Below are 19285 nucleotides of genomic sequence, written 5' to 3' on the forward strand. Positions count from 1 at the left end.
GGATCAGGGTAGCAAAACCTTACCAAGCAATCATTACCCGAGAGCGGGTATCTATTGATGCCTGCGGCTTGGTTTTCCCTGAAAGAGCAGAACCCCATTCTCGATTAGATACCGCCTGCTTGCAATATTGAATGGCTGTCGGGGGCACCCGGTAGGCCTAAGCCTGACGATATCTGGGAAGGGCACACCGCTTCGCTGTTTCAGTTTTGGTACACCGTACGCCTTTGCCCCGTGGGGCCTCTGTTTGATTCGTTGTCAGGCTGAATACAGGGATCTTGAACCTGTCGCGACTAAGGGGGCTGTTTCGCCGGCGTTACAGATGGGGCTTTTTAAGGGACTGCTCTGATAGCTGTGTATTTCTTTAAATTCATTAATAATCAGTTTGTTAGGTATTTATTTTTGGTCTGGCACAGCCGTTGCGTAGGGAGTTGCGGAGGGCGCGGCATAGGGCAGCGTCTAACCTCGAACAGGAGAATTCTCATGAACAAGACACTCATGGCGACGGCAATCGCACTGGCCTTTGGTTCGACGACTGCCTTGGCGAATCCTACCAATAACGCAGGTACGGTAAATATCAATAATCCCCCGGTGGTCGCGACCCCACCAACCGAAAGTGCTCTGCAGCCGAATGCCAACCAGGAAAACTCTGGCGCCGCCTTCCAGCAGACGGCAACGGCCACCTCCAAGCAGACCGGCAAGGAGAATGTTCAGGCAAACGAATATTCGACCGCAACCGACAACAGCAACAATAGTAAGACCTCGACCGATAACAACAGCAAGACCTATACCAAGACCTCAACCGATAACAACAGCAAGAACTTTACCGATAGCAGCACCAACACCAAGACCGAGGACAGCAACAATACCAAGACCCTGACCAAGGACAGCAACAACACCAAGACCATTACAACGACCAAGAACGACACCGATACCAAGACCATCACGACGACCAAGACCGAGACGGATACCGAGACCAACACCAACAGCAACAACAAGGGCGACGCCAGGGCCAAGGACTATGGCACTGCGGCCAATAACGGCGCGTCTGCGACCTCCAACTTCAACAATGCCTTCAACACGAGCAAGGCGATTGCCAAAGTTGACTTGAGCGGAACGGTCAGCGGCAACAGAATTTTCGGGCTCGGCAATAGCGCCAGTAACTCCGGTAATGCCAATGGTGCAGCCGGCGGTGCCGGCGGTAAGGGCTACGGTGGTGACGGTACCGGTGGTACGGGTGGCAATGGTGGCAACAGCGGTAACGGCGGCAACGGCGGCAACGGTGGCGCAGGCGGTTCTGCTGATGCCTCCAACGGTAGCGCCACGGCCGGCAATGCCAGAAATGGCAGCGCCACGAATGGCAGCGCCACGGCCGGCAATGGCGGTGACGGCGGCAATGCACGGAATGCCAGAGCTACCGGCGGCGGCGATGCCAAGGCATATGGCGGTGACGCGACCAACATGACTGCCCAGAAGACGAGTGCTTCTGACGCCAATGCCAATGCCAAGGGCGGTTCGGCCATGTCTATGGATTCGGCCAAGACTGGCTCGGCCGACAATACTTCCGTCGCCAAAGGCGGCTCGGCAGAGTCCTACGATATTTCCAAAGGCGGCTCGGCCAAGGCGGTTGACATGACCAAGGGCGGCTCGGCAGAGTCCTACGATATTTCCAAAGGCGGTTCGGCCAAGGCCTCCGACATGGCGATGGGTGGCACCTCCAGTTCTGGTCAGAAGACAGGTACCGGCAGTGCTGATGCCAATAGCAAGACCGCGGCTGGCTCAGCCACCTCGACGAATAAGGCGTGGGGTGGTGCTGGTGGTGCTGCAGCAGCTGATCCGGCCGCTCCGGGCGGAGCTGGCGGTTGGGCAAGCAATACCAGCGGAACGACGACTTCTGGTGCTGCAACCGGGGCTGCCGGTGGCACTTCGTCGACCGGTGCCAATGCGCAAACGGCGACCAATACTGGCGGCGCAGCAACGGGCTCGGCCAGCTCGACGGCTGGCGCCGGTACCGGGATGGCAAGCTCGACGGGCGGTGCCGGGACCGGAACGGCTAGCGCAACGGCTGGCGCAGGGACCGGAACGGCGACCGCCAGCGGTGGCGCCGCGACGACGGGTCAAGCTAGTGCTTCCAGCGGTGCGGCAACCGGCTCGGCTAGCTCGACTGGCGGTGCCGGGACTGGCGGTACGGCCAACTCTACTGGCGGTGCAGCAACCAGCACGGCCAATGCGACCGGTAACGGTGGAACGGCGACTGGTGGTTCGGGTGGTGTAGCAAGCAACACCGGCGGTGCCGGTGGTGCCGGCGGTGCGGCCAGCAATGGTTCTGCCACTAATGGCGGCTCTTCGACCATGGCCTCGAACGGCAGCGCAACGGGCGGTTCGGCTCAAGGTGCCGGCGGGGCGGTTGGTGCCCAGAGTGGCCAGGGTGGTCAAGGTGGCCTCGGTGAAGGTGGCGTCGGTGGAGTCGGTAACGGCGCAACGGGCGGTGCCGGTGGCAACGGCGGGACGGTGCATGTTGATGCCGGAACCTTCAACATGTCCAACACCATCAGCGGCAGCTTCACCAATGGTGCCGGCATCATCGTGAACAGCATGAACAGCGGCATGTCCTCGCTGGTACAGCAGGCAGTCAATGTTCAAGCCAACTTGAACGTCGGCAAGTAAGTGAACGAATACCCGGGGGCCAATCGGCCTCCGGGTTTTTCATTCATACCGGAGAGCACTGTCATGACAAATATAAATTATTGGCGCTTGATGGCTGGCTCGTTGCTGGTTTGCTTTGCTTCTGTTTCGGCCTATGCAGAGGTGCCAACCGATGAGTCGATGGTAGTCACGCCTGCGCCACCAGCGGGTATGCTCCAATTGGGTGGTGAGGCGATCAACGGAGAGGAATTGGCGAGTCTTCGCGGTGGTGCCGAGAAGGTCAATAACGAGAATGCGCTTGAAGGTTTGGTCCGCGATAACCAGGCCTATAACCTGAAGACCGGCAGCAATCTGGTCAGCGAGGGTTCCTTTGCCGGGAGCAGTGGTTTGGCGACGGTGATTCAAAACTCGGGTAACAATGTACTGATCCAGAACTCCACCATCGTCAATGTTCAGGTCAAATGAGCTTTTCCCAGGCGATGAAAGTCTTTTCTTCACTTCTCCTTTTTTTGCTGCCATGTGTCGTTGCAGGCAATGTCTTGGCAGCGGAGAGGGGGGCACGGATCGAAATGCCGATTCAGTCCGGAGGCGCCTTCTCCGTCCCGGTAAACAGCATGAGGGACGTTCGCTTCATCAATACGCTCCGGCAGAAGTATGACTTCAGTTGCGGCTCGGCCGCCCTGGCGACGTTGCTGACGCATCATTATTCCTATTCGATCAGCGAGCAGGATGTTTTTAAGGAAATGTACGAGCGGGGTGACCAGGCGAAGATTCGCAAGGAAGGTTTCTCCTTACTCGACATGAAGGCCTATCTCGATGCGCGCGGCTTTCAGGCTGACGGTTTTGTTGCCGATGTCGAGCAACTGCAGGTGGCAGGTATTCCGGCCATTGCTCTGGTCAAGGAAAATGGCTATTTCCACTTCGTCGTGGTTAAAGGCTTGCGCGAAGGGCGCATCCTGATTGGCGATCCATCATCAGGAACCCGTGCCATGCCGCAGAGCCAATTTAAGGAGATGTGGGTCAACCGGATTCTGTTCGTGATTCGCAATAAGACAGAATTGGCCAAGTTCAACGCCGATGCAGACTGGCGAGTCAGCCCGAGGGGGCCGATTGCCGATGGCGTGTATCGTGGGGCGGCGGAGTCCATGCTGCCTAAACGCGGTCCTAACGATTTTTAGAGGCCTGGCGATGAGTCCGCGCGATCCAGGTTCAACCAGGCAAGCCGGCAAGATGGGCATTTCCCTCCTGGTCTGCATTTCGGCAGCCAGTTGGTTTGCCAGCAAACCACTGGCGCATGGTCTGGATGGCACGAGTCGTGATCGTGGCAAGGTCGATACGGTTCCGAGCGCACTGCTGACGCATACTGAACTATTGACCAGTGCCTGCGAATTGGCGATACGCCGTTCACTGGAAGTGGCCCCCGAGTTATTGGCCTTGGCGAGTTGGCCGCTGGATACGGTTGAGCCCGTGGAATGCTTGGGCAAGGATGTCTTACTGGTTGTGACGCCGGAAATGCCCGGTTTTCCTGAAAACGGTTTTTCGGATTTTGAGTCTGTTGACCGCCGGAGTCAGACAAGTTCTGCCTACGTCGAACAGAAAAGAGTTGAAATACAGGCCATTGAGCCGACCAAGGGCACCTCTAGCCCATTTGACAACAATCGTCTGGCTTTGGCCGATGAGTCGCTTGATGATATTCGCGGGGGGTTTGAATTTGCCGATAGCAACCTCAAAGTTTCCTTTGGGATTGAACGGGCGGTATTCATCAACGGCCAGCTCGTAACCTCGACTGTACTCAACGTCAAGGACTTGCAAGGAGCTGTTGGTGGTGGCGTGGCCCCTCAGGTAGTGGTTTCCGGCGCTACGCCAGGCTCGATCGGTGTGGTGCAGAACGGTGCCGGTAACAGCTTTGCCGCTCAGGTTGGTGCAAACCTGGGGGGCACCGTGATTCAGAACACGCTGAATAATCAGACAATCCAGAATGTGACGACCATCAATGCGACGGTAAATAGTGCACAAATGATGCGTGCGATGTCAGTGCAGTCCGCCGTGCATGACGGAATCGTTAACTCCCTGCGTCGTTAGTAGCTGCCCTAGCAGCCACTAAAAAACGCCGGCCACCGTTGCGAAATCCGGCGGTGGCCTTTGATTTCAAGTGACTCAGAAAGTCATCGGCAAGCGAACGGAGAGCTGTATGTCCGGGGTGTCTCGCGTTACGCCGGCACCGACCGAAACGTTCAATGACGTGGTCTTGTTTACCCGATGTGAGTAGCCAAGGAGCAGGGTGCCCAATTCGGTACGAACCGAGTTGAGGGCAGTCGTGCCATTGATTTTGGTTACGCCGACCGAAGCGTGGTCATAGCCGATGCTGAACGACGAGCGGTCGTTAAGTGCCAAGCCCATGCCGAAGTTAAACCCGAACACCCCACCGGGTTCGACTTCGCCGATTGCGACCGGGCCGTTGGTGGTATTCATCGAGACGCCAGAGCGTTTCATGTTGTACTGATAGCTGATACCACCGAAGAAGACCGCCGGGTCGCTAGGATAAAGTACTGTCAAGCCAGGCTGGAGGGTATAAAAGCCGGAGCCGGTGGGTAGTTCCCGCTGCAATTCGTTGGAAATTCTGCCGGGAGCGAGAGTATCCGTTTCAACTTCAAACGGGTCTTTGCCGGTGCGGCTCTTGAAGCGCATCGATGCAATGTAATAAGGGCTGTCGACGCCACCATCGTTCAACTGGTAGCGACCGGTCATTTCAAAGTCACCAATGCCGGAACCCGTACTGTTGAAAACCTCATCACGTGCCGCACCCAAGTTAAGTGGGCGCGATATGACACTGTCGTAACGATAGACATAGGGAAGCTTGGCTTCCAGTTCGAGGCGGTTGGTAATCCCCCAGCGAGCAGTCAGACTGGGAGTGAAGGTGTTGCGCTTTACTTCCTTCACATCGATCAGGCCGATCAGTAGCGCCGGAATAATCGTGTAGCCCACTAGGGAAATTCGATTGCTTGATGAGTAGCCGTACTGCAACCCCGGTTCAAGCATGAATTTGCCGCGAGGCGTCAGTACGCCAGGTTGTTCGAAGATCTGCGCAATCTGTTGCGGACGAACTCGTTCATCGGGCTGACCGACCGGTTCTGGTTGGTTCTTTGGCTGTGCTTGCGGTGCCTGAGCCAGATCGAATGATGGGGAGGTGCCCCCTTGGGGCGGGGTTGTACCTGTCGCCCGCGTTGTGCGGAGTTTTTCCTTGTTGAGGATTCTTTGCATCTCAAGCAACTTGGCGTCTGTTTCTGCCATTTGTCGCTTGAGTGCGTCAAGCTGTTTGGATTGTTCGATGATCTGCTTGCGAAGGAATTGCTCATCCTCTGGCGTCAACTCGGCGCCTTGTGCCATTCCGGCGAAAACCAGAGCCAGCGCTCCGGCCAAGTGGTGTCCGGTTACTTTGATGCCGGGCATCATTCCTCTTTTGATCACGAAAATCCCATATGTAATTGGTATTTTTTACCTTGGAATCATATGGGCGCTAATAGGAGAGAGGAATACCAAAATGTAATTAATCGGCTACCTGATTACCGGTAGTCAGAGCGCGACGAAATTTGTTTAATGGGTTGCCGCAATGTTGTGCTTGTTCATCATCCGATAAAAGGTAACGCGTGACACACCAAGCTGACGCGCGGCTCGGGATACGTTGTTCCCGTTATTGCGCAGACTTATTTCGAGAATGCTACGATCAAGAGAGGCTCTTGCATCCTCCAGTGTCTTGGCTTCTGGAATGTCGACATGGGCATCCAGCCCAAGGTCGCTGACGCCGATCAGCTTGCCTTCACACAGAATCACGGCGCGGTGAATCCGGTTGATCAGTTCGCGGACATTGCCTGGCCAGCGGTATGCGCTCATCACCCGCAATGCTTGACTGGTGAACCCGTTTGCCCGGCAGTGCGGGTTATTGGCTGAAAGTCGTTTGAAAATTACCTCGGCCAGTAATGGAACATCCCCATCCCGACTGCGCAGCGGCGGTAAATCAAGCTGGATGACGCTGAGGCGGTAATACAGGTCTTCCCGGAAGCTGCCGTTCTGAATGGCCTGCTGCAGGTCTACGTGGGTGGCGGCAATGATGCGAAAGTCCACTGGAACCGGTTGGGTGGAGCCGAGCCGGGTGATCGTGCGTTCCTGCAATACTCTGAGCAGGTTCGCTTGCATGTTGAGCGGCAAATCGCCGATCTCATCGAGAAACAGCACCCCGCCATTCGCAGCTTCAATGCTGCCGATCTTTCTTTGTTGCGCACCGGTGAATGCACCGCGCTCATGACCAAAGAGTTCCGACTGAATGAGGTTTTGCGGGACTGCGCCACAGTTGACCGCAACAAATGGCCCCTTGGAGCGCCGAGAGTGACCGTGGATGGCTTGGGCAACCAACTCTTTGCCGGTCCCGGTTTCGCCGCCAATCAATACAGCGAGGTCGGCATTGATCACCTTGTCGAGTCGTTGAAAGAAGCTCTGCATGATGGCGCTATTACCGTGAATGCCAAAGTGGCCGGAATCTGCATTCTCTTTCTTGGCGAGCGAAAGCCTGAGATGAGCGATACCGCAGGCGTGGCCAATCGTCATAAGCAGGCGCTGCAGGTCGACCGGTAAGGTGTGATAGTCGTAAAATGCATTGGCGACAAATGAACGAACATTGGCCATTTCCATATACGCTGGGGCAACCAGTGCAATCCACTCGGTCTTTGCTGTTGCCGCGACGAGCGACTCTACTTCTTCCAGGCTGTCCTGTAGCGATCGGTCGAGGATAACCAAGCCGACAGAGCATGGTTGTCTGGATAAAAGATTCTTTGCGTCCACCGTTGATTCAACGCAAAAAAAATTAATATTCTCAATCACCAGTTTTTGTATTTGCTGGCTAATGTAACTCTGCGGATCGATCAGAACTACGCTTCTGGTTGTCATTCTTTTCCCCACGAAATTGAATTTAATATTGTCTATATGGTTGATGGCTTATGTTTACAGTCAATATTCCTGACTAAGGGAAAGTTTTATTTATTTCGGATAAATATAAAATACTCGTACGACGCTAAATCCCCTACGGTGATATCGGTATTCGGCGTTTGGTGAGGTGAAGGAAAGCGCAACAAGGTGGAATTAATGCTGTGCTCAATGCATATCACTATTCCACGCATTCACTCGCTATCTTGTGAATGTTTGCGTTGCAGCGTTTGTGATCTCAAATCACAAAGAAGCGGCCTGCATTGCAGGGGATTTTCTGAACTTTGAGGCGCTGCTGCCTGGCCGAGTATGGCAGTGGATCGGAGAGAGCTGATGCAGCCTCACTTCGACTTCGGGCGAGGTTGCGATGATTTTCACTGCATCACCGCCAAAGCTTTTTAATACGGAAAGCAGATGTATGCCGCATCGATCAATTTCGTGAACTCGTGACAGGTCTACGTTAATTCTCGGATGTCGGCGCATCATGTCGATAATGCTGTTTTCTATTTCGCGGGCGAACTTGCAGGTCATGCTGCCCTCAAAAACCAGGCAATGATCATTACCCGTGCCATTGAGTGTGATTTTCATGGTGTCTCCAGCATATTTGTTAGTCCGTTTTTAACCGAGATAACGGAAGATAAAGACTGGAAATCAAGCACATCGTTTTTATCATTCCAACCTTTAGTTTTTTATTTAGAGGTTGTCCTGATCAATGACAGATGCTTCCAAGCGTCTTCCCGCCCATGCTGCTCGGTATTTTCTTAATCCGATTCTGTTGTCTTGGCGTGAAGTGGGTAATTCCGGGAAGTGTGTATTTTTATACGTATTCTCGGGGAGTGGGGCTAGGTGTTTTTGTGTAGCCATCTGGCACTTCATTTCCTGGGAGAAAAGATGCCACCCCATTGCATATGGGCTACTAAAAAACAAAAAAGCGCCATATCGGCGCTTTTGGGTTATGGCTGGAGAAACTTAGCCGCGCACGGATTCGGGTAGTTTTTCCTGAATCAGATTGAGGAGCGGAGAGAAAACCTTCGGGGTGCCGGCAATGATGTTGCCGGTTTCGAGATAGTTGGTTTCGCCGCGCAGATCGCTGACCAGCCCGCCCGCTTCAGAAATCAGCAGAGAACCTGCCGCCATGTCCCATGGAGCAAGGCCGAACTCCCAGAAAGCATCGTAGCGGCCACAGGCGACGTAGGCGAGGTCGAGTGAAGCGGCTCCGGGGCGGCGCAAACCGGCTGTCTTCTGGGCCAATTCCTTGAAGATGGCCAGGTAGCTATCGATGTGTTGAAACTGGCGGTACGGGAAGCCGGTACCGATCAGTGCATCCTGAAGTTTGAGCCGTTTGGAAACGCGGATACGGCGCTCATTGAGGAAGGCGCCTGCGCCCTTGCTGGCGGTGAACAGCTCATTGCGATTGGGATCGAACACCACCGCTTGCTCAACGACCCCGGCCTTGGCCAGGGCGATGGAGACAGCGTATTGGGGCATGCCATGAATGAAGTTGGTAGTGCCATCGAGCGGGTCGATGATCCACTGATATTCGGCATCGTTGTTGCCCTTGCCGGCAGTCTCGCCAGACTCCTCTGCTAAAATGCCGTAGCCGGGATAGGCCTCCTGCAGGGTTTCGATGATCGAAGCTTCGGCCGCTCTGTCGACTTCAGTGACGAAGTCGTTCGGTTGCTTGGTCGAAACCTTCAGCAAGTCGAGGTCGTTGGAGGCGCGGTTGATGATCTGGCCGGCGCGGCGCGCCGCCTTGATGGCGATATTCAGGGCTGGATGCATGGGCTTAAAGAGCTAACGGGTGGCCGAGGCCACCCGATTTATATTTGAAAGACTGGATTTTACACTATGAACCCTCAACTCCTGCTCTCGCGCATCAGAGTTGTTCTGTGCCGTCCGAGTCATCCGGGCAACATCGGTGCTGCGGCGCGGGCGATGAAGACGATGGGATTGTCCAGTCTGTATCTGGTGGAGCCTAAACAGTTTCCCGATCCCGAGGCCGATGTGCGGGCAACTGGCGCGGTCGACCTCCTTCAGGCAGCCAATATCACCAGTTCGCTGAAAGATGCTTTGGCTGGGACGATATTTGCGGTTGCCTTGTCTGCCAGGCAGCGTGATTTGGGACCGGAGATCGGTGCGCCGCGTGAAACGGTGGCTCGCCTGTTACGCGAGGCGGAGCAGGGGGAGGTGGCGCTGGTGTTCGGCAACGAGACCATGGGGTTGAGCAATGAGGAGATTCTGCATTGCCAAGCTGCAGTCACGATTCCGACCAACCCAGACTTCAGTTCCCTAAACCTGGGCTCTGCCGTCCAGGTGCTATGCTATGAAAGCCGGATGGCCGCATTTGCTGGTCAGCCACCGATCCGAGTGCAAGGGGTGACTCCGTTTGCTTCGCAGCCGGCGACGCTTGATGAGGTCGAGGGGCTGTATGGTCATCTTGAAAAAATCATGACCGACACCGGCTTCTTTAATCCCGAACAGCCGGGACGTTTGATGCCGAAATTGCGGCGCTTGTTTGGGCGGGTACGTCTCGAAAAAGATGAAATCAATATTTTGCGCGGCGTACTGGCCTCGACCCAGGTCAAGACCGGCTACGGACGCAAGGATTGATTGCCTATTTAAGCGAAGCTGGCGCGCATTTGTGAGGCTTCCGCTTCGATCTCGGGTCTGATATCGGCAAAGTGGGTCTCAAGTGCCTCCAGGTCTGTGGAGCACATCGGCAGATCCTGCATCGTCCATTCAAAATGTCCGCCAGCCAGCATGTTTGCCACGTAAACCACGTCGGTCAGGGTACGCACGGGGTTGGGCGGTGGGCGCAGGCGATCGTGATCTTCCGTCGCCTTGACAATTTCTTCGGGCAAGCCAAGCGCGTTAAGCAGCGAAACACCGATGCTTTCATGCCATTGGATGATCAAGTATTTGACGCTCTCCGGCCGGTGGCTTAGCTCCTCGTACTGTGTTGCACGATAGAGCATGTAGAAGGCCCCCAGATCGTGAATCAGGCCGGCCAGCATTGCCTCTTCCGGGTTGATGCGGGTCAGCTTGCGGGCAATGATGCGAGCGGCGGCGGCAGTGTTGATCGAATGATCCCAAAGGGTGTGGGTCAGCTCGCTGTAAGCGGCCATGCCTTTGGCCCGGAGAAGCTGGGTCATGACAATGGACAGCGCAGTGCTGCGTACCACGTTGATGCCGAGGCGGGCGATGGCTGCTTGAAGATCAAACACTTCGGTGCCGCCAGGGTTGAAGGCGACTGAGTTGGCGAGGTGCAGCAGTTTGGCGCTGATCAGCGGCTCAACAGCGACTGCGGCAGCGATCCTGCCGAGCGATTGGTTGGGGTCCTGGAGTGTCTTGCGAAGGCGCAAGACTGCATCGAAGTAAGTGGGAAACACAACTTCGCCAGCGAGTTCCTTGGCGATGTCTGCCAGCATCTCAAAACGCTGGGCTCTGAGCGCATCACCGGTCTTGTTGTCATCTTGCTGCGCAGTCATTTGATCCTTCCCAACAAAAACCCCGCTACGGGAGCGGGGTTAATGTAATCCTTTTCAGGAGTCTTGGTGGGTGCTGACGGGGTCGAACCGCCGACATTCGCCTTGTAAGGGCGACGCTCTACCAACTGAGCTAAGCACCCGGAAAGCTATTAGTTGATGGCGTCTTTCAGACCCTTGCCAGCGCGGAACTTCGGCGACTTGGCGGCCTTGATTTCAAGGGTCTTGCCGGTGCGCGGATTGCGGCCGGTGCGGGCAGCGCGCTCGCCCACGTAGAAAGTACCAAAACCGATCAGGCTGACGGTATCGCCGGCCTTCAGCGCATCCTTGACGGCTGCAACGGTGGCGTCGAGGGCGCGAGCAGCGGCTGCCTTGGAAATGTCAGCAGAAGCAGCAATCTGATCGATCAGTTCAGTTTTATTCATCTTGAGTCCCCTAAATGGAAGGATTTGAACGGCAAAAATTTTGTGAGGACGGATTTATATCTCTGCCGAAATCCTTGTGTCAAGCGGATTCTGGCGGCATTCGCCGGTGCGGAGCAGCCGGAAGAGCATGCTGGACGAATGGTCCGGCATGCTCTTCCTTTCAAATCAATGAGTAAGGATGGTCTGCGCTGCAGTGCTGTCGGCGCCCGCTGCGACGCCTGAACTTTGCTCGGATTGCTCCGGCAAGGCTTCCGGTTTGCGCTCCAGTGCGCGCTCCAGTACCTGATCGATCCATTTGACCGGGACGATCTCGATCTTGTTTTTGATGTTGTCAGGGATCTCGGTGAGGTCCTTGACGTTCTCTTCCGGGATCAAGGCTGTCTTCAAGCCGCCACGCACGGCGGCCAGCAACTTTTCCTTGAGACCGCCGATGGCCAGTACCTCGCCACGCAAGGTGATCTCGCCCGTCATGCAAACTTCACAGCGGACCGGGATACCGGTGTAGGAAGATACCAGTGCCGTGGTCATTGCAATGCCTGCAGACGGCCCGTCCTTGGGCGTGGCGCCTTCCGGAACGTGAATGTGGATGTCGGTCTTCTCAAACGCTTCATCCTTGATGCCGAGGCGGCGTGAGCGGGCGCGGACCACGGAGCGGGCAGCTTCGACCGACTCCTTCATGACGTCGCCCAGCGAGCCTGTGCGCAGGATATTGCCTTTCCCAGGCATGTTGGCGCATTCGATGGTCAGCAATTCGCCGCCGACTTCCGTCCATGCCAGACCGGTAACCTGGCCGACCTGGTTTTCCTTCTCGGCCATGCCAAAGCTGTAACGCTGCACGCCGAGGAATTTGTCCAGATTGCGGGCGTTGACCGCAATCTTCGTGTCGCGCTTCTTGAGTACCAGAGTCTTGACTACCTTGCGGCAAATCTTGGAGATTTCCCGTTCCAGAGCTCGGACGCCGGCTTCTCGGGTGTAGTAGCGGACGATGTCGCGAATGGCGCTGTCAGCCACGGCAATTTCAGTCTTCTTCAAGCCATTGTTCTTGATCTGCTTGGGCAGCAGATAGCGCATGGCGATATTGACCTTCTCGTCTTCCGTGTAGCCGGACAGGCGAATGACTTCCATCCGGTCGAGCAGCGGAGCGGGAATGTTCAGGGTATTGGCGGTTGCCACGAACATGACGTCGGAAAGATCGAAATCAACCTCGGCGTAATGATCCTGGAAGGTGTGGTTCTGTTCCGGATCAAGGACTTCCAGCAATGCGGAAGAGGGGTCGCCACGGAAATCCTGGCCGAGCTTGTCCACTTCGTCGAGCAGGAAAAGCGGGTTGCGGACGCCGACCTTGGTCAGGCTCTGCAGGATCTTGCCCGGCATCGAACCGATGTAGGTGCGGCGATGGCCGCGGATTTCGGCTTCGTCACGGACGCCGCCGAGCGCCATGCGCACGAACTTGCGGTTCGTTGCCTTGGCGATGGACTGGCCGAGCGAGGTCTTGCCGACACCCGGGGGGCCAACCAGGCAGAGGATCGGTGCCTTGACCTTGTCGACGCGCTGTTGCACCGCGAGATACTCGACGATGCGCTCCTTGACCTTCTCCAGGCCATAGTGGTCCGTGTCGAGAACCTTTTCCGCTTCGTGCAGATCCTTGCTGATCCGCGTCTTCTTGCGCCAGGGTAGGCCGATCAGCGTTTCGATGAAATTGCGGACGACGGTGGCTTCGGCCGACATCGGCGACATCAGGCGCAGCTTCTTCAGCTCGCCCTGAGCCTTGGCCAGGCCTTCCTTGCTCATGCCGGCGGCCTTGATCTTCTTGTCCAACTCTTCGAGGTCGGCACCTTCTTCGCCTTCGCCGAGTTCCTTTTGGATCGCCTTGACCTGTTCGTTCAAGTAGTACTCGCGCTGGCTCTTCTCCATCTGGCGCTTGACGCGGCCACGGATGCGCTTTTCGACCTGCAGGATGTCGATCTCGGATTCCAGTTGGGAGAGCAGGCGGTCGATGCGGTCGCGGATGCTTTCCATCTCCAGCACTTCCTGCTTCTGTTCCAGCTTGAGTGGCAGGTGAGCGGCGATGGTATCGGCCAGGCGGCCGGCGTCTTCGATGCCAGCGATGGAGGAGAGAACCTCCGGCGGAATCTTCTTGTTCAGTTTGACGAACTGATCGAACTGGGCAACCACCGCGCGGCGCATGGCTTCGATCTCGTGATCTTCAATCGCGGCTTGCGGCAAGGGGGCGGCCGTTGCCATGAAGACCGAGGATTGCACCTCGATGGCTTCGACGCGGGCACGCTGGGTGCCTTCGACCAGCACCTTGACGGTGCCGTCCGGCAGCTTGAGCATTTGCAGGATATTGGCCATGCAGCCAATGCGGTAGAGGTCTTCCGGCTCCGGATCGTCCTTGGCGGCCGATTTCTGGGCGACCAGCAGGATGTTCTTGCCGGCTTCCATGGCCATTTCGAGGGCCTTGATCGATTTCGGGCGGCCGACGAAGAGGGGGATGACCATGTGCGGGAAGACGACGACATCGCGCAACGGCAGCAGCGGCAGTTCGACGGTTTCCGGGAGCGTGTTGGGGTTCGACATTACGAAGCCTTTGAAATAGGTATGTGCCCCCTAGGTGGGGGCGGGAAACCGCAATTCAAGTCCCGGCTCAGTTTGAGCCGGAAACCTTTGGCTGATCGGCGTAAATAAGCAGCGGCGGGGTGTCGCCGGTGATCATGTTTTCATCGATGACGATCTTTTCGACATTTTCCATGCCGGGAAGTTCGTACATCGTGTCAAGCAGGGCATGTTCCATGATCGAGCGTAGGCCGCGGGCGCCGGTTTTGCGTTCCAGGGCCTTCTTGGCGATGGCAGAAAGGGCGCCGGGGCGGATTTCCAGTTCGACGTCTTCCATGCTGAACAGCTTCTGGTATTGCTTGACCAGGGCGTTCTTTGGCTCGGTCAGAATCTGCACCAGGGCTTCTTCTTCCAGCTCCTGCAGGGTGGCGACCACCGGCAGTCGACCGATCAGTTCGGGAATCAGGCCGAACTTGATCAGATCTTCCGGTTCGGTTTCGAGTAGAACCTTGCCGACGGCTTTGCCGTCATCCTTGCTCTTTACTTCGGCGCCGAAGCCGATCCCACCCTTTTCGGAGCGCTTCTGGATCACCTTCTCAAGGCCGGCGAAAGCACCGCCGCAAATGAACAGGATATTGGTCGTGTCAACCTGGACGAAGTCCTGGTTGGGGTGCTTGCGGCCGCCCTGCGGCGGGATCGAGGCGGTGGTGCCTTCGATTAATTTGAGCAGGGCCTGCTGCACACCTTCGCCCGAAACGTCACGGGTAATCGACGGATTGTCGGACTTGCGTGAAATCTTGTCGATTTCGTCAATGTAGACAATGCCCTGCTGCGCCTTCTCGACGTCGTAGTCGCATTTCTGCAGCAGCTTCTGGATGATGTTTTCGACGTCCTCGCCGACGTAACCGGCTTCGGTCAGCGTCGTCGCGTCGGCCATCACGAAGGGCACGTTGAGCATGCGAGCCAATGTCTGGGCGAGCAGGGTCTTGCCCGAACCGGTCGGCCCGATCAGCAGGATGTTGCTCTTCGCCAGTTCCACTTCGCCGGTGTTCTTGGCGGTGTGGCGCAGGCGCTTGTAATGGTTGTACACCGCAACGGCGAGAATGCGCTTGGCGACTTCCTGGCCGATTACATACTGGTCGAGGATGGAGCTGATTTCGCGCGGCGTCGGCAGATCGGAACGACCTGCCTTGGCAGCTTCTTCGGGGAGTTCGTCGCGGATGATGTCGTTGCAGAGTGCAATGCACTCGTCACAGATGAACACCGACGGACCGGCGATGAGCTTTTTGACTTCATGCTGGCTTTTGCCGCAGAAGGAGCAGTAGAGCAGTTTTTCCTGGCCGCCTTTAGACATCTGTATCTCCTTGCTTAAGCCGCATCGCGGCGGGTCAACACCTTGTCGATCAAACCATATTCCGCCGCTTCGACCGCCGACAGGAAATTGTCGCGGTCGGTGTCTTTTTCGATGCGCTCGAGCGGCTGGCCGCTGTGTTCGGCCATGATCCGGTTCAGGCGATCGCGAATCGACAGGATTTCCTTGGCGTGGATGGCAATATCCGAGGCCTGGCCCTGGAAGCCGCCCAGCGGCTGGTGAATCATTACGCGCGAGTTGGGCAGCGCGAAACGCTTGCCCTTGGCGCCGGCGTTGAGCAGGAAGGCGCCCATCGAGGCGGCCTGGCCGATACACAGCGTCGACACGTCGGGCTTGATGAACTGCATGGTGTCGTAGATCGACATGCCAGCTGTCACCGAGCCACCCGGCGAATTGATGTAGAAGTAAATGTCCTTGTCCGGGTTTTCCGCTTCAAGGAACAGCAATTGGGCGACGACCAGGTTGGCGCTGGCGTCGTTGACCGGGCCGACAAGAAAAATCACCCGCTCCTTCAGCAGGCGCGAATAGATGTCGTACGCGCGCTCACCGCGTCCGCTCTGTTCAACCACCATCGGGACGAGGCCCAGAGCCTGCGGATCCCAGTTGCTTGCGTTGTCGATATTCATGTCAGCCCTTCTCTGTTGCATTTCAGACGTTTGTCGTTTTTGTGACGATGTTCAGATTACTGCTTCTGACCCATGAGTTCATCAAATACGGCAGCCTTGTCGGTGACCTTGGCCTTACCCAGCACCCACGCCACGACGTTGTTTTCAATTGCGACACCTTCAACTTCCTGCAGGCGTTGCGGCTGAGCGTAGTACCAGCGGATAACTTCTTCCGGCTGTTCGTAGGAGGCCGCAGTTTCTTCGACCATCGCACGGACTTGTTCCGGGCTCGCCTGCAGCTTTTCCGTCTTGACGACTTCAGCAAGAATCAGGCCCAGCGAAACGCGACGCTTGGCCTGGTCGGCAAACCATTCCGGCTGGATCGGGAAATCCTTGGTTTTCATGCCGCGCTGTTCCATGTCCTGGCGGGCTGCTTGCATCAGGCGCTGGATTTCCATGTCGACCAGAGCGGTCGGGACGGTAATCGGGTTGGCCTTGAGCAGGGCTTCCATGACCTGGTCCTTTAGCTTGGCCTCGATGCGGCGCTTCACTTCACGCTTCAGGTTGGCTTCGATTTCGCTGCGCATCTTGCTGACGTCGCCGTCGGCAATGCCCATGCTGGTCGCGAATTCGGCGTCGAGTTCCGGCAGGACCGGGGCTTGCACCTGCTTGACGGTGATGTCGAACTGGACCGTTTGGCCAGCCAGATCCTTGGCGTGGTAATCGGCCGGGAAGGTCAGGTCGAAAGTCTTGGACTCGCCGGCTTTGGCGCCTTCAACGGCATTCTCGAAGTCGGGCAGCATCATGCCCTGGCCGAGGACGAACGGGTAATCCTTGGCTTCGCCGCCGGCGAACGGCACGCCGTCCTTCTTGCCGAGGAAGTCGATAACGACGCGGTCTTCCTTGGCGGCTGCGCGGTCGGCGTCAGCGTAGGAAACGCGCTGTTTGCGCAGGATGTCGAGGGTCTTGTCGACTTCGACGGCGCTGACTTCGAGTACCGGACGTTCGACTTCTGCGGTGGACAGGTCACCCGGTGTAAATTCCGGATAAACCTCGAAGATGGCGGAGAACTCGAGGTGCGAGGTGCTTTCGCTGGTCTTCGGCTCGATGCGCGGGTAACCGGCAACGCGCATCTTCTTTTCAGTAACGGTTTCGCCGAAAACGCGGTCAAGTTGTTCGGACAGTACTTCGTGGCGAGCCTGGTCACCGTACTGCTGCTTGACGATGCTGAACGGAACCTTGCCCGGACGGAAGCCGGACATCTTGACGTTCTTGCCCATGCGCTTCAGGCGTTGTTCCATTTCCTTCTCGACATCGGCGATGGCGATGGAGAGGTCGACGCGGCGTTCGAGTTCGTTAGCTTGTGCAGTAGTTGCTTCCATGAGGATTCCTTGTGACAACAGGGCCGAAAAATAAAGCGGACGATTCTATCACGGTAGACCAAACGCGGAATGCCAGCATTTTTTTCAAACTTATTTGAAAAGTCTGTAGACAGTTGCAGGAGAAGCCCCTACAATGCGGGCCTTCTTCAGCGGCGGCTGTAGCTCAGTTGGTAGAGTCCCGGATTGTGATTCCGGTTGTCGTGGGTTCGAGCCCCATCAGTCGCCCCAGAATTCAACCCCCGAAAGTCGAAAGGCTCTCGGGGGTTTTCTCTTTGGAGTTGCCGCATGTCACCAGCCAACCTCCCCACAGTTTTCCTTGATCTTCAACCGGCGGCGGTATGGGCTCATTTCGCCACCCTTTGCGAAACACCGCGTGCTTCCAAGGCGGAAGGTCTGTTGCGCGAAAAGCTGCAGCGTTGGGCGGTGGCCCGCGGCCTGAGTGCTGCGGTAGACGCTGCGGGCAACCTGATTATCAGGAAGGCGGCGAGTCCGGGGCGTGAAAACGTGCCGGCTGTCGTCTTGCAGGCGCATCTGGATATGGTTTGCCAGAAGAACAGCGAGAGCGCTCATGACTTTTCCCGTGATCCGATCTGCCCGGTGCTGCGCGATGGCTGGCTGATGGCCGACGAGACGACGCTGGGTGCCGATAACGGCATCGGCGTGGCGCTGATTCTGGCTGCGCTGGAGGCGCAGGATCTTGTGCATGGGCCACTGGAGGCGCTGCTGACGGTTGATGAAGAGGCCGGCATGGGCGGTGCCCGCGGCCTGGCCTCCGGTGTTTTGCAGGGGCGCCTGATGCTCAATCTCGATACCGAGGAATGGGGTGAGTTTTACCTGGGCTGCGCTGGCGGGCTTGATGTAAACATCGAGCGGCAGGGGCAAACCGAGCCGTTGCTGGCGGATTTGCAGGCATGCCGGATCAGCCTGCGCGGTCTGCGCGGCGGGCATTCGGGCGTCAATATCCACGAAGAGCGGGGTAACGCCATTAAGTTGCTGGTCCGTGTGCTGCGCGAACTGGAGGCAGTATTCCCGCTGCGCCTGGCGGCGCTACAGGGTGGTTCGGCCCGCAATGCGCTGCCGCGCGAGGCGAGCGCAACGCTGGCGTTGTCGGCTGAGGCGATGCAGGTGTTGCCGCAATGGCTGGCGCAGATGCAGGCATCTTTGCGCCAGGAATTGCTCGGCGTCGAGGCCGGTCTGCAACTGGAACTATCGAATGCTACTTGTGTGCAGGTCATGGCGCCGGCCGAGCAGGCAGTCTGGCTAGCCTCGCTACATGCGGCCCCGCATGGCGTCTATCGGATGAGCCGGCAAGTGCCGGGCGTGGTCGAAACCTCCAATAACCTGGGGATGGTCGATTTGCACCCGAATGGTGGCACCTGCAACTTTATGGTGCGCTCCCTGCTCGATAGCGGCAGTACAGCGCTGGCCGACGAGATCGTCAGCCTGTTTGCGTTGAGCGGCACGAAGGCCGAGAAGTCGGGCTATTACCCGGGCTGGGCGCCGAACCCGGCTTCACCGCTGCTGGCGCTGTGCCAGTCGGTCTATCGGGCAGAGTTTGCCGCCGAGTCGACGGTGCAGGTGATTCATGCCGGACTGGAATGCGGCATCATTGGCGCCAAGTACCCGGGGCTGGATATCGTCTCCTTCGGTCCGACGATTCGTGGGGCGCATGCGCCGGGTGAGTCGGTCGAAGTTGCCTCGGTCGGGCGCTGCTGGCATCTGTTGCGGTCGATTTTGGCGGCAATCAACTGAAGCCTCTGCCTGGCCGAGGTGTTTGGATGGGCATCAGCCTGATGCTCATTTTTGCTCAGGCGGTCCGACAAGTTGCTTGCCGATGTTA

Annotated in this window: 16 protein-coding genes and 2 tRNA genes; 7 read left to right on the forward strand and 11 right to left on the reverse strand. The window is 57.1% G+C overall.

The features are described 5' to 3' along the window. Positions 1-480: 480 nt before the first annotated feature. The 4 genes from GH663_RS07210 to GH663_RS07225 all read left to right on the forward strand — a co-directional run bounded on the left by GH663_RS07210 (position 481) and on the right by GH663_RS07225 (position 4725). Positions 481-2664 (forward strand): hypothetical protein, encoded by a 2184-nt coding sequence (locus GH663_RS07210; protein WP_153130975.1) that lies wholly within the window; start codon positions 481-483, stop codon positions 2662-2664. 63 nt (positions 2665-2727) lie between these two features. Next, complete coding sequence (locus GH663_RS07215; protein ID WP_153130976.1) at positions 2728-3108, forward strand: hypothetical protein; 381 nt, start codon at positions 2728-2730, stop codon at positions 3106-3108. Then, positions 3105-3821 (forward strand): C39 family peptidase, encoded by a 717-nt coding sequence (locus tag GH663_RS07220; protein ID WP_211371085.1) that lies wholly within the window; start codon positions 3105-3107, stop codon positions 3819-3821. The genes GH663_RS07215 and GH663_RS07220 overlap by 4 nt, the downstream gene beginning before the upstream one ends. 10 nt (positions 3822-3831) lie before the next feature. Continuing rightward, entirely contained in the window at positions 3832-4725 is an 894-nt protein-coding gene (locus GH663_RS07225; RefSeq protein ID WP_153130977.1) for a hypothetical protein, read from the forward strand. A gap of 75 nt (positions 4726-4800) precedes the next feature. Here GH663_RS07225 and GH663_RS07230 read toward each other — a convergent pair whose 3' ends face one another. From GH663_RS07230 to GH663_RS07245, 4 genes are all read right to left on the reverse strand, one after another. Next, positions 4801-6096: an acetate kinase gene (locus GH663_RS07230; protein WP_153130978.1), complete on the reverse strand. Its 1296-nt coding sequence runs from the start codon at positions 6094-6096 to the stop codon at positions 4801-4803. A gap of 141 nt (positions 6097-6237) precedes the next feature. Then, on the reverse strand, positions 6238-7584 hold the full coding sequence (locus tag GH663_RS07235; RefSeq protein ID WP_153130979.1) for a sigma-54 dependent transcriptional regulator: 1347 nt from the start codon (positions 7582-7584) through the stop codon (positions 6238-6240). A 279-nt stretch (positions 7585-7863) separates the two neighbouring features. Further along, positions 7864-8208 (reverse strand): STAS domain-containing protein, encoded by a 345-nt coding sequence (locus GH663_RS07240; protein ID WP_153130980.1) that lies wholly within the window; start codon positions 8206-8208, stop codon positions 7864-7866. Between the two features lie 381 nt (positions 8209-8589). After that, positions 8590-9402, reverse strand: coding sequence for an inositol monophosphatase family protein (locus GH663_RS07245; protein ID WP_153130981.1), 813 nt, complete (start codon positions 9400-9402; stop codon positions 8590-8592). A 66-nt stretch (positions 9403-9468) separates the two neighbouring features. On the opposite strand from GH663_RS07245, the gene GH663_RS07250 reads away from it, so the two are divergent. After that, positions 9469-10230: an RNA methyltransferase gene (locus GH663_RS07250; RefSeq protein WP_153130982.1), complete on the forward strand. Its 762-nt coding sequence runs from the start codon at positions 9469-9471 to the stop codon at positions 10228-10230. Positions 10231-10238: 8 nt separating this feature from the next. Here GH663_RS07250 and GH663_RS07255 read toward each other — a convergent pair whose 3' ends face one another. The 7 genes from GH663_RS07255 to tig all read right to left on the reverse strand — a co-directional run bounded on the left by GH663_RS07255 (position 10239) and on the right by tig (position 17445). Next, positions 10239-11108: an HDOD domain-containing protein gene (locus tag GH663_RS07255; RefSeq protein ID WP_153130983.1), complete on the reverse strand. Its 870-nt coding sequence runs from the start codon at positions 11106-11108 to the stop codon at positions 10239-10241. A 64-nt stretch (positions 11109-11172) separates the two neighbouring features. Further along, positions 11173-11248, reverse strand: a tRNA-Val gene (locus GH663_RS07260). Positions 11249-11257: 9 nt separating this feature from the next. Continuing rightward, positions 11258-11530, reverse strand: a complete 273-nt coding sequence (locus GH663_RS07265) for an HU family DNA-binding protein (RefSeq protein ID WP_066879221.1) — start codon at positions 11528-11530, stop codon at positions 11258-11260. Between the two features lie 165 nt (positions 11531-11695). Continuing rightward, a complete protein-coding gene (gene lon / locus GH663_RS07270; protein WP_153130984.1) occupies positions 11696-14110 on the reverse strand; it encodes an endopeptidase La in 2415 nt (804 codons plus the stop codon). Positions 14111-14177: 67 nt separating this feature from the next. After that, positions 14178-15440, reverse strand: coding sequence for an ATP-dependent Clp protease ATP-binding subunit ClpX (gene clpX / locus GH663_RS07275; RefSeq protein WP_153130985.1), 1263 nt, complete (start codon positions 15438-15440; stop codon positions 14178-14180). Between the two features lie 14 nt (positions 15441-15454). Then, the gene (gene clpP, locus GH663_RS07280) at positions 15455-16084 is read right to left on the reverse strand and encodes an ATP-dependent Clp endopeptidase proteolytic subunit ClpP (RefSeq protein ID WP_066879212.1); all 630 of its coding nucleotides are present in this window, start codon (positions 16082-16084) and stop codon (positions 15455-15457) included. 56 nt (positions 16085-16140) lie between these two features. Further along, the gene (tig, locus tag GH663_RS07285; protein ID WP_153130986.1) at positions 16141-17445 is read right to left on the reverse strand and encodes a trigger factor; all 1305 of its coding nucleotides are present in this window, start codon (positions 17443-17445) and stop codon (positions 16141-16143) included. A gap of 152 nt (positions 17446-17597) precedes the next feature. Here tig and GH663_RS07290 point away from each other — a divergent pair. Both GH663_RS07290 and GH663_RS07295 read left to right on the forward strand, forming a co-directional pair. Further along, positions 17598-17673: transfer RNA gene (locus tag GH663_RS07290), tRNA-His, on the forward strand. A 57-nt stretch (positions 17674-17730) separates the two neighbouring features. Continuing rightward, positions 17731-19197: an aminoacyl-histidine dipeptidase gene (locus GH663_RS07295; RefSeq protein ID WP_153130987.1), complete on the forward strand. Its 1467-nt coding sequence runs from the start codon at positions 17731-17733 to the stop codon at positions 19195-19197. The last annotated feature ends 88 nt before the right edge of the window (positions 19198-19285 follow it).

Source organism: Dechloromonas hortensis (genome assembly GCF_009469765.1).
Lineage (GTDB): Bacteria > Pseudomonadota > Gammaproteobacteria > Burkholderiales > Rhodocyclaceae > Azonexus > Azonexus hortensis.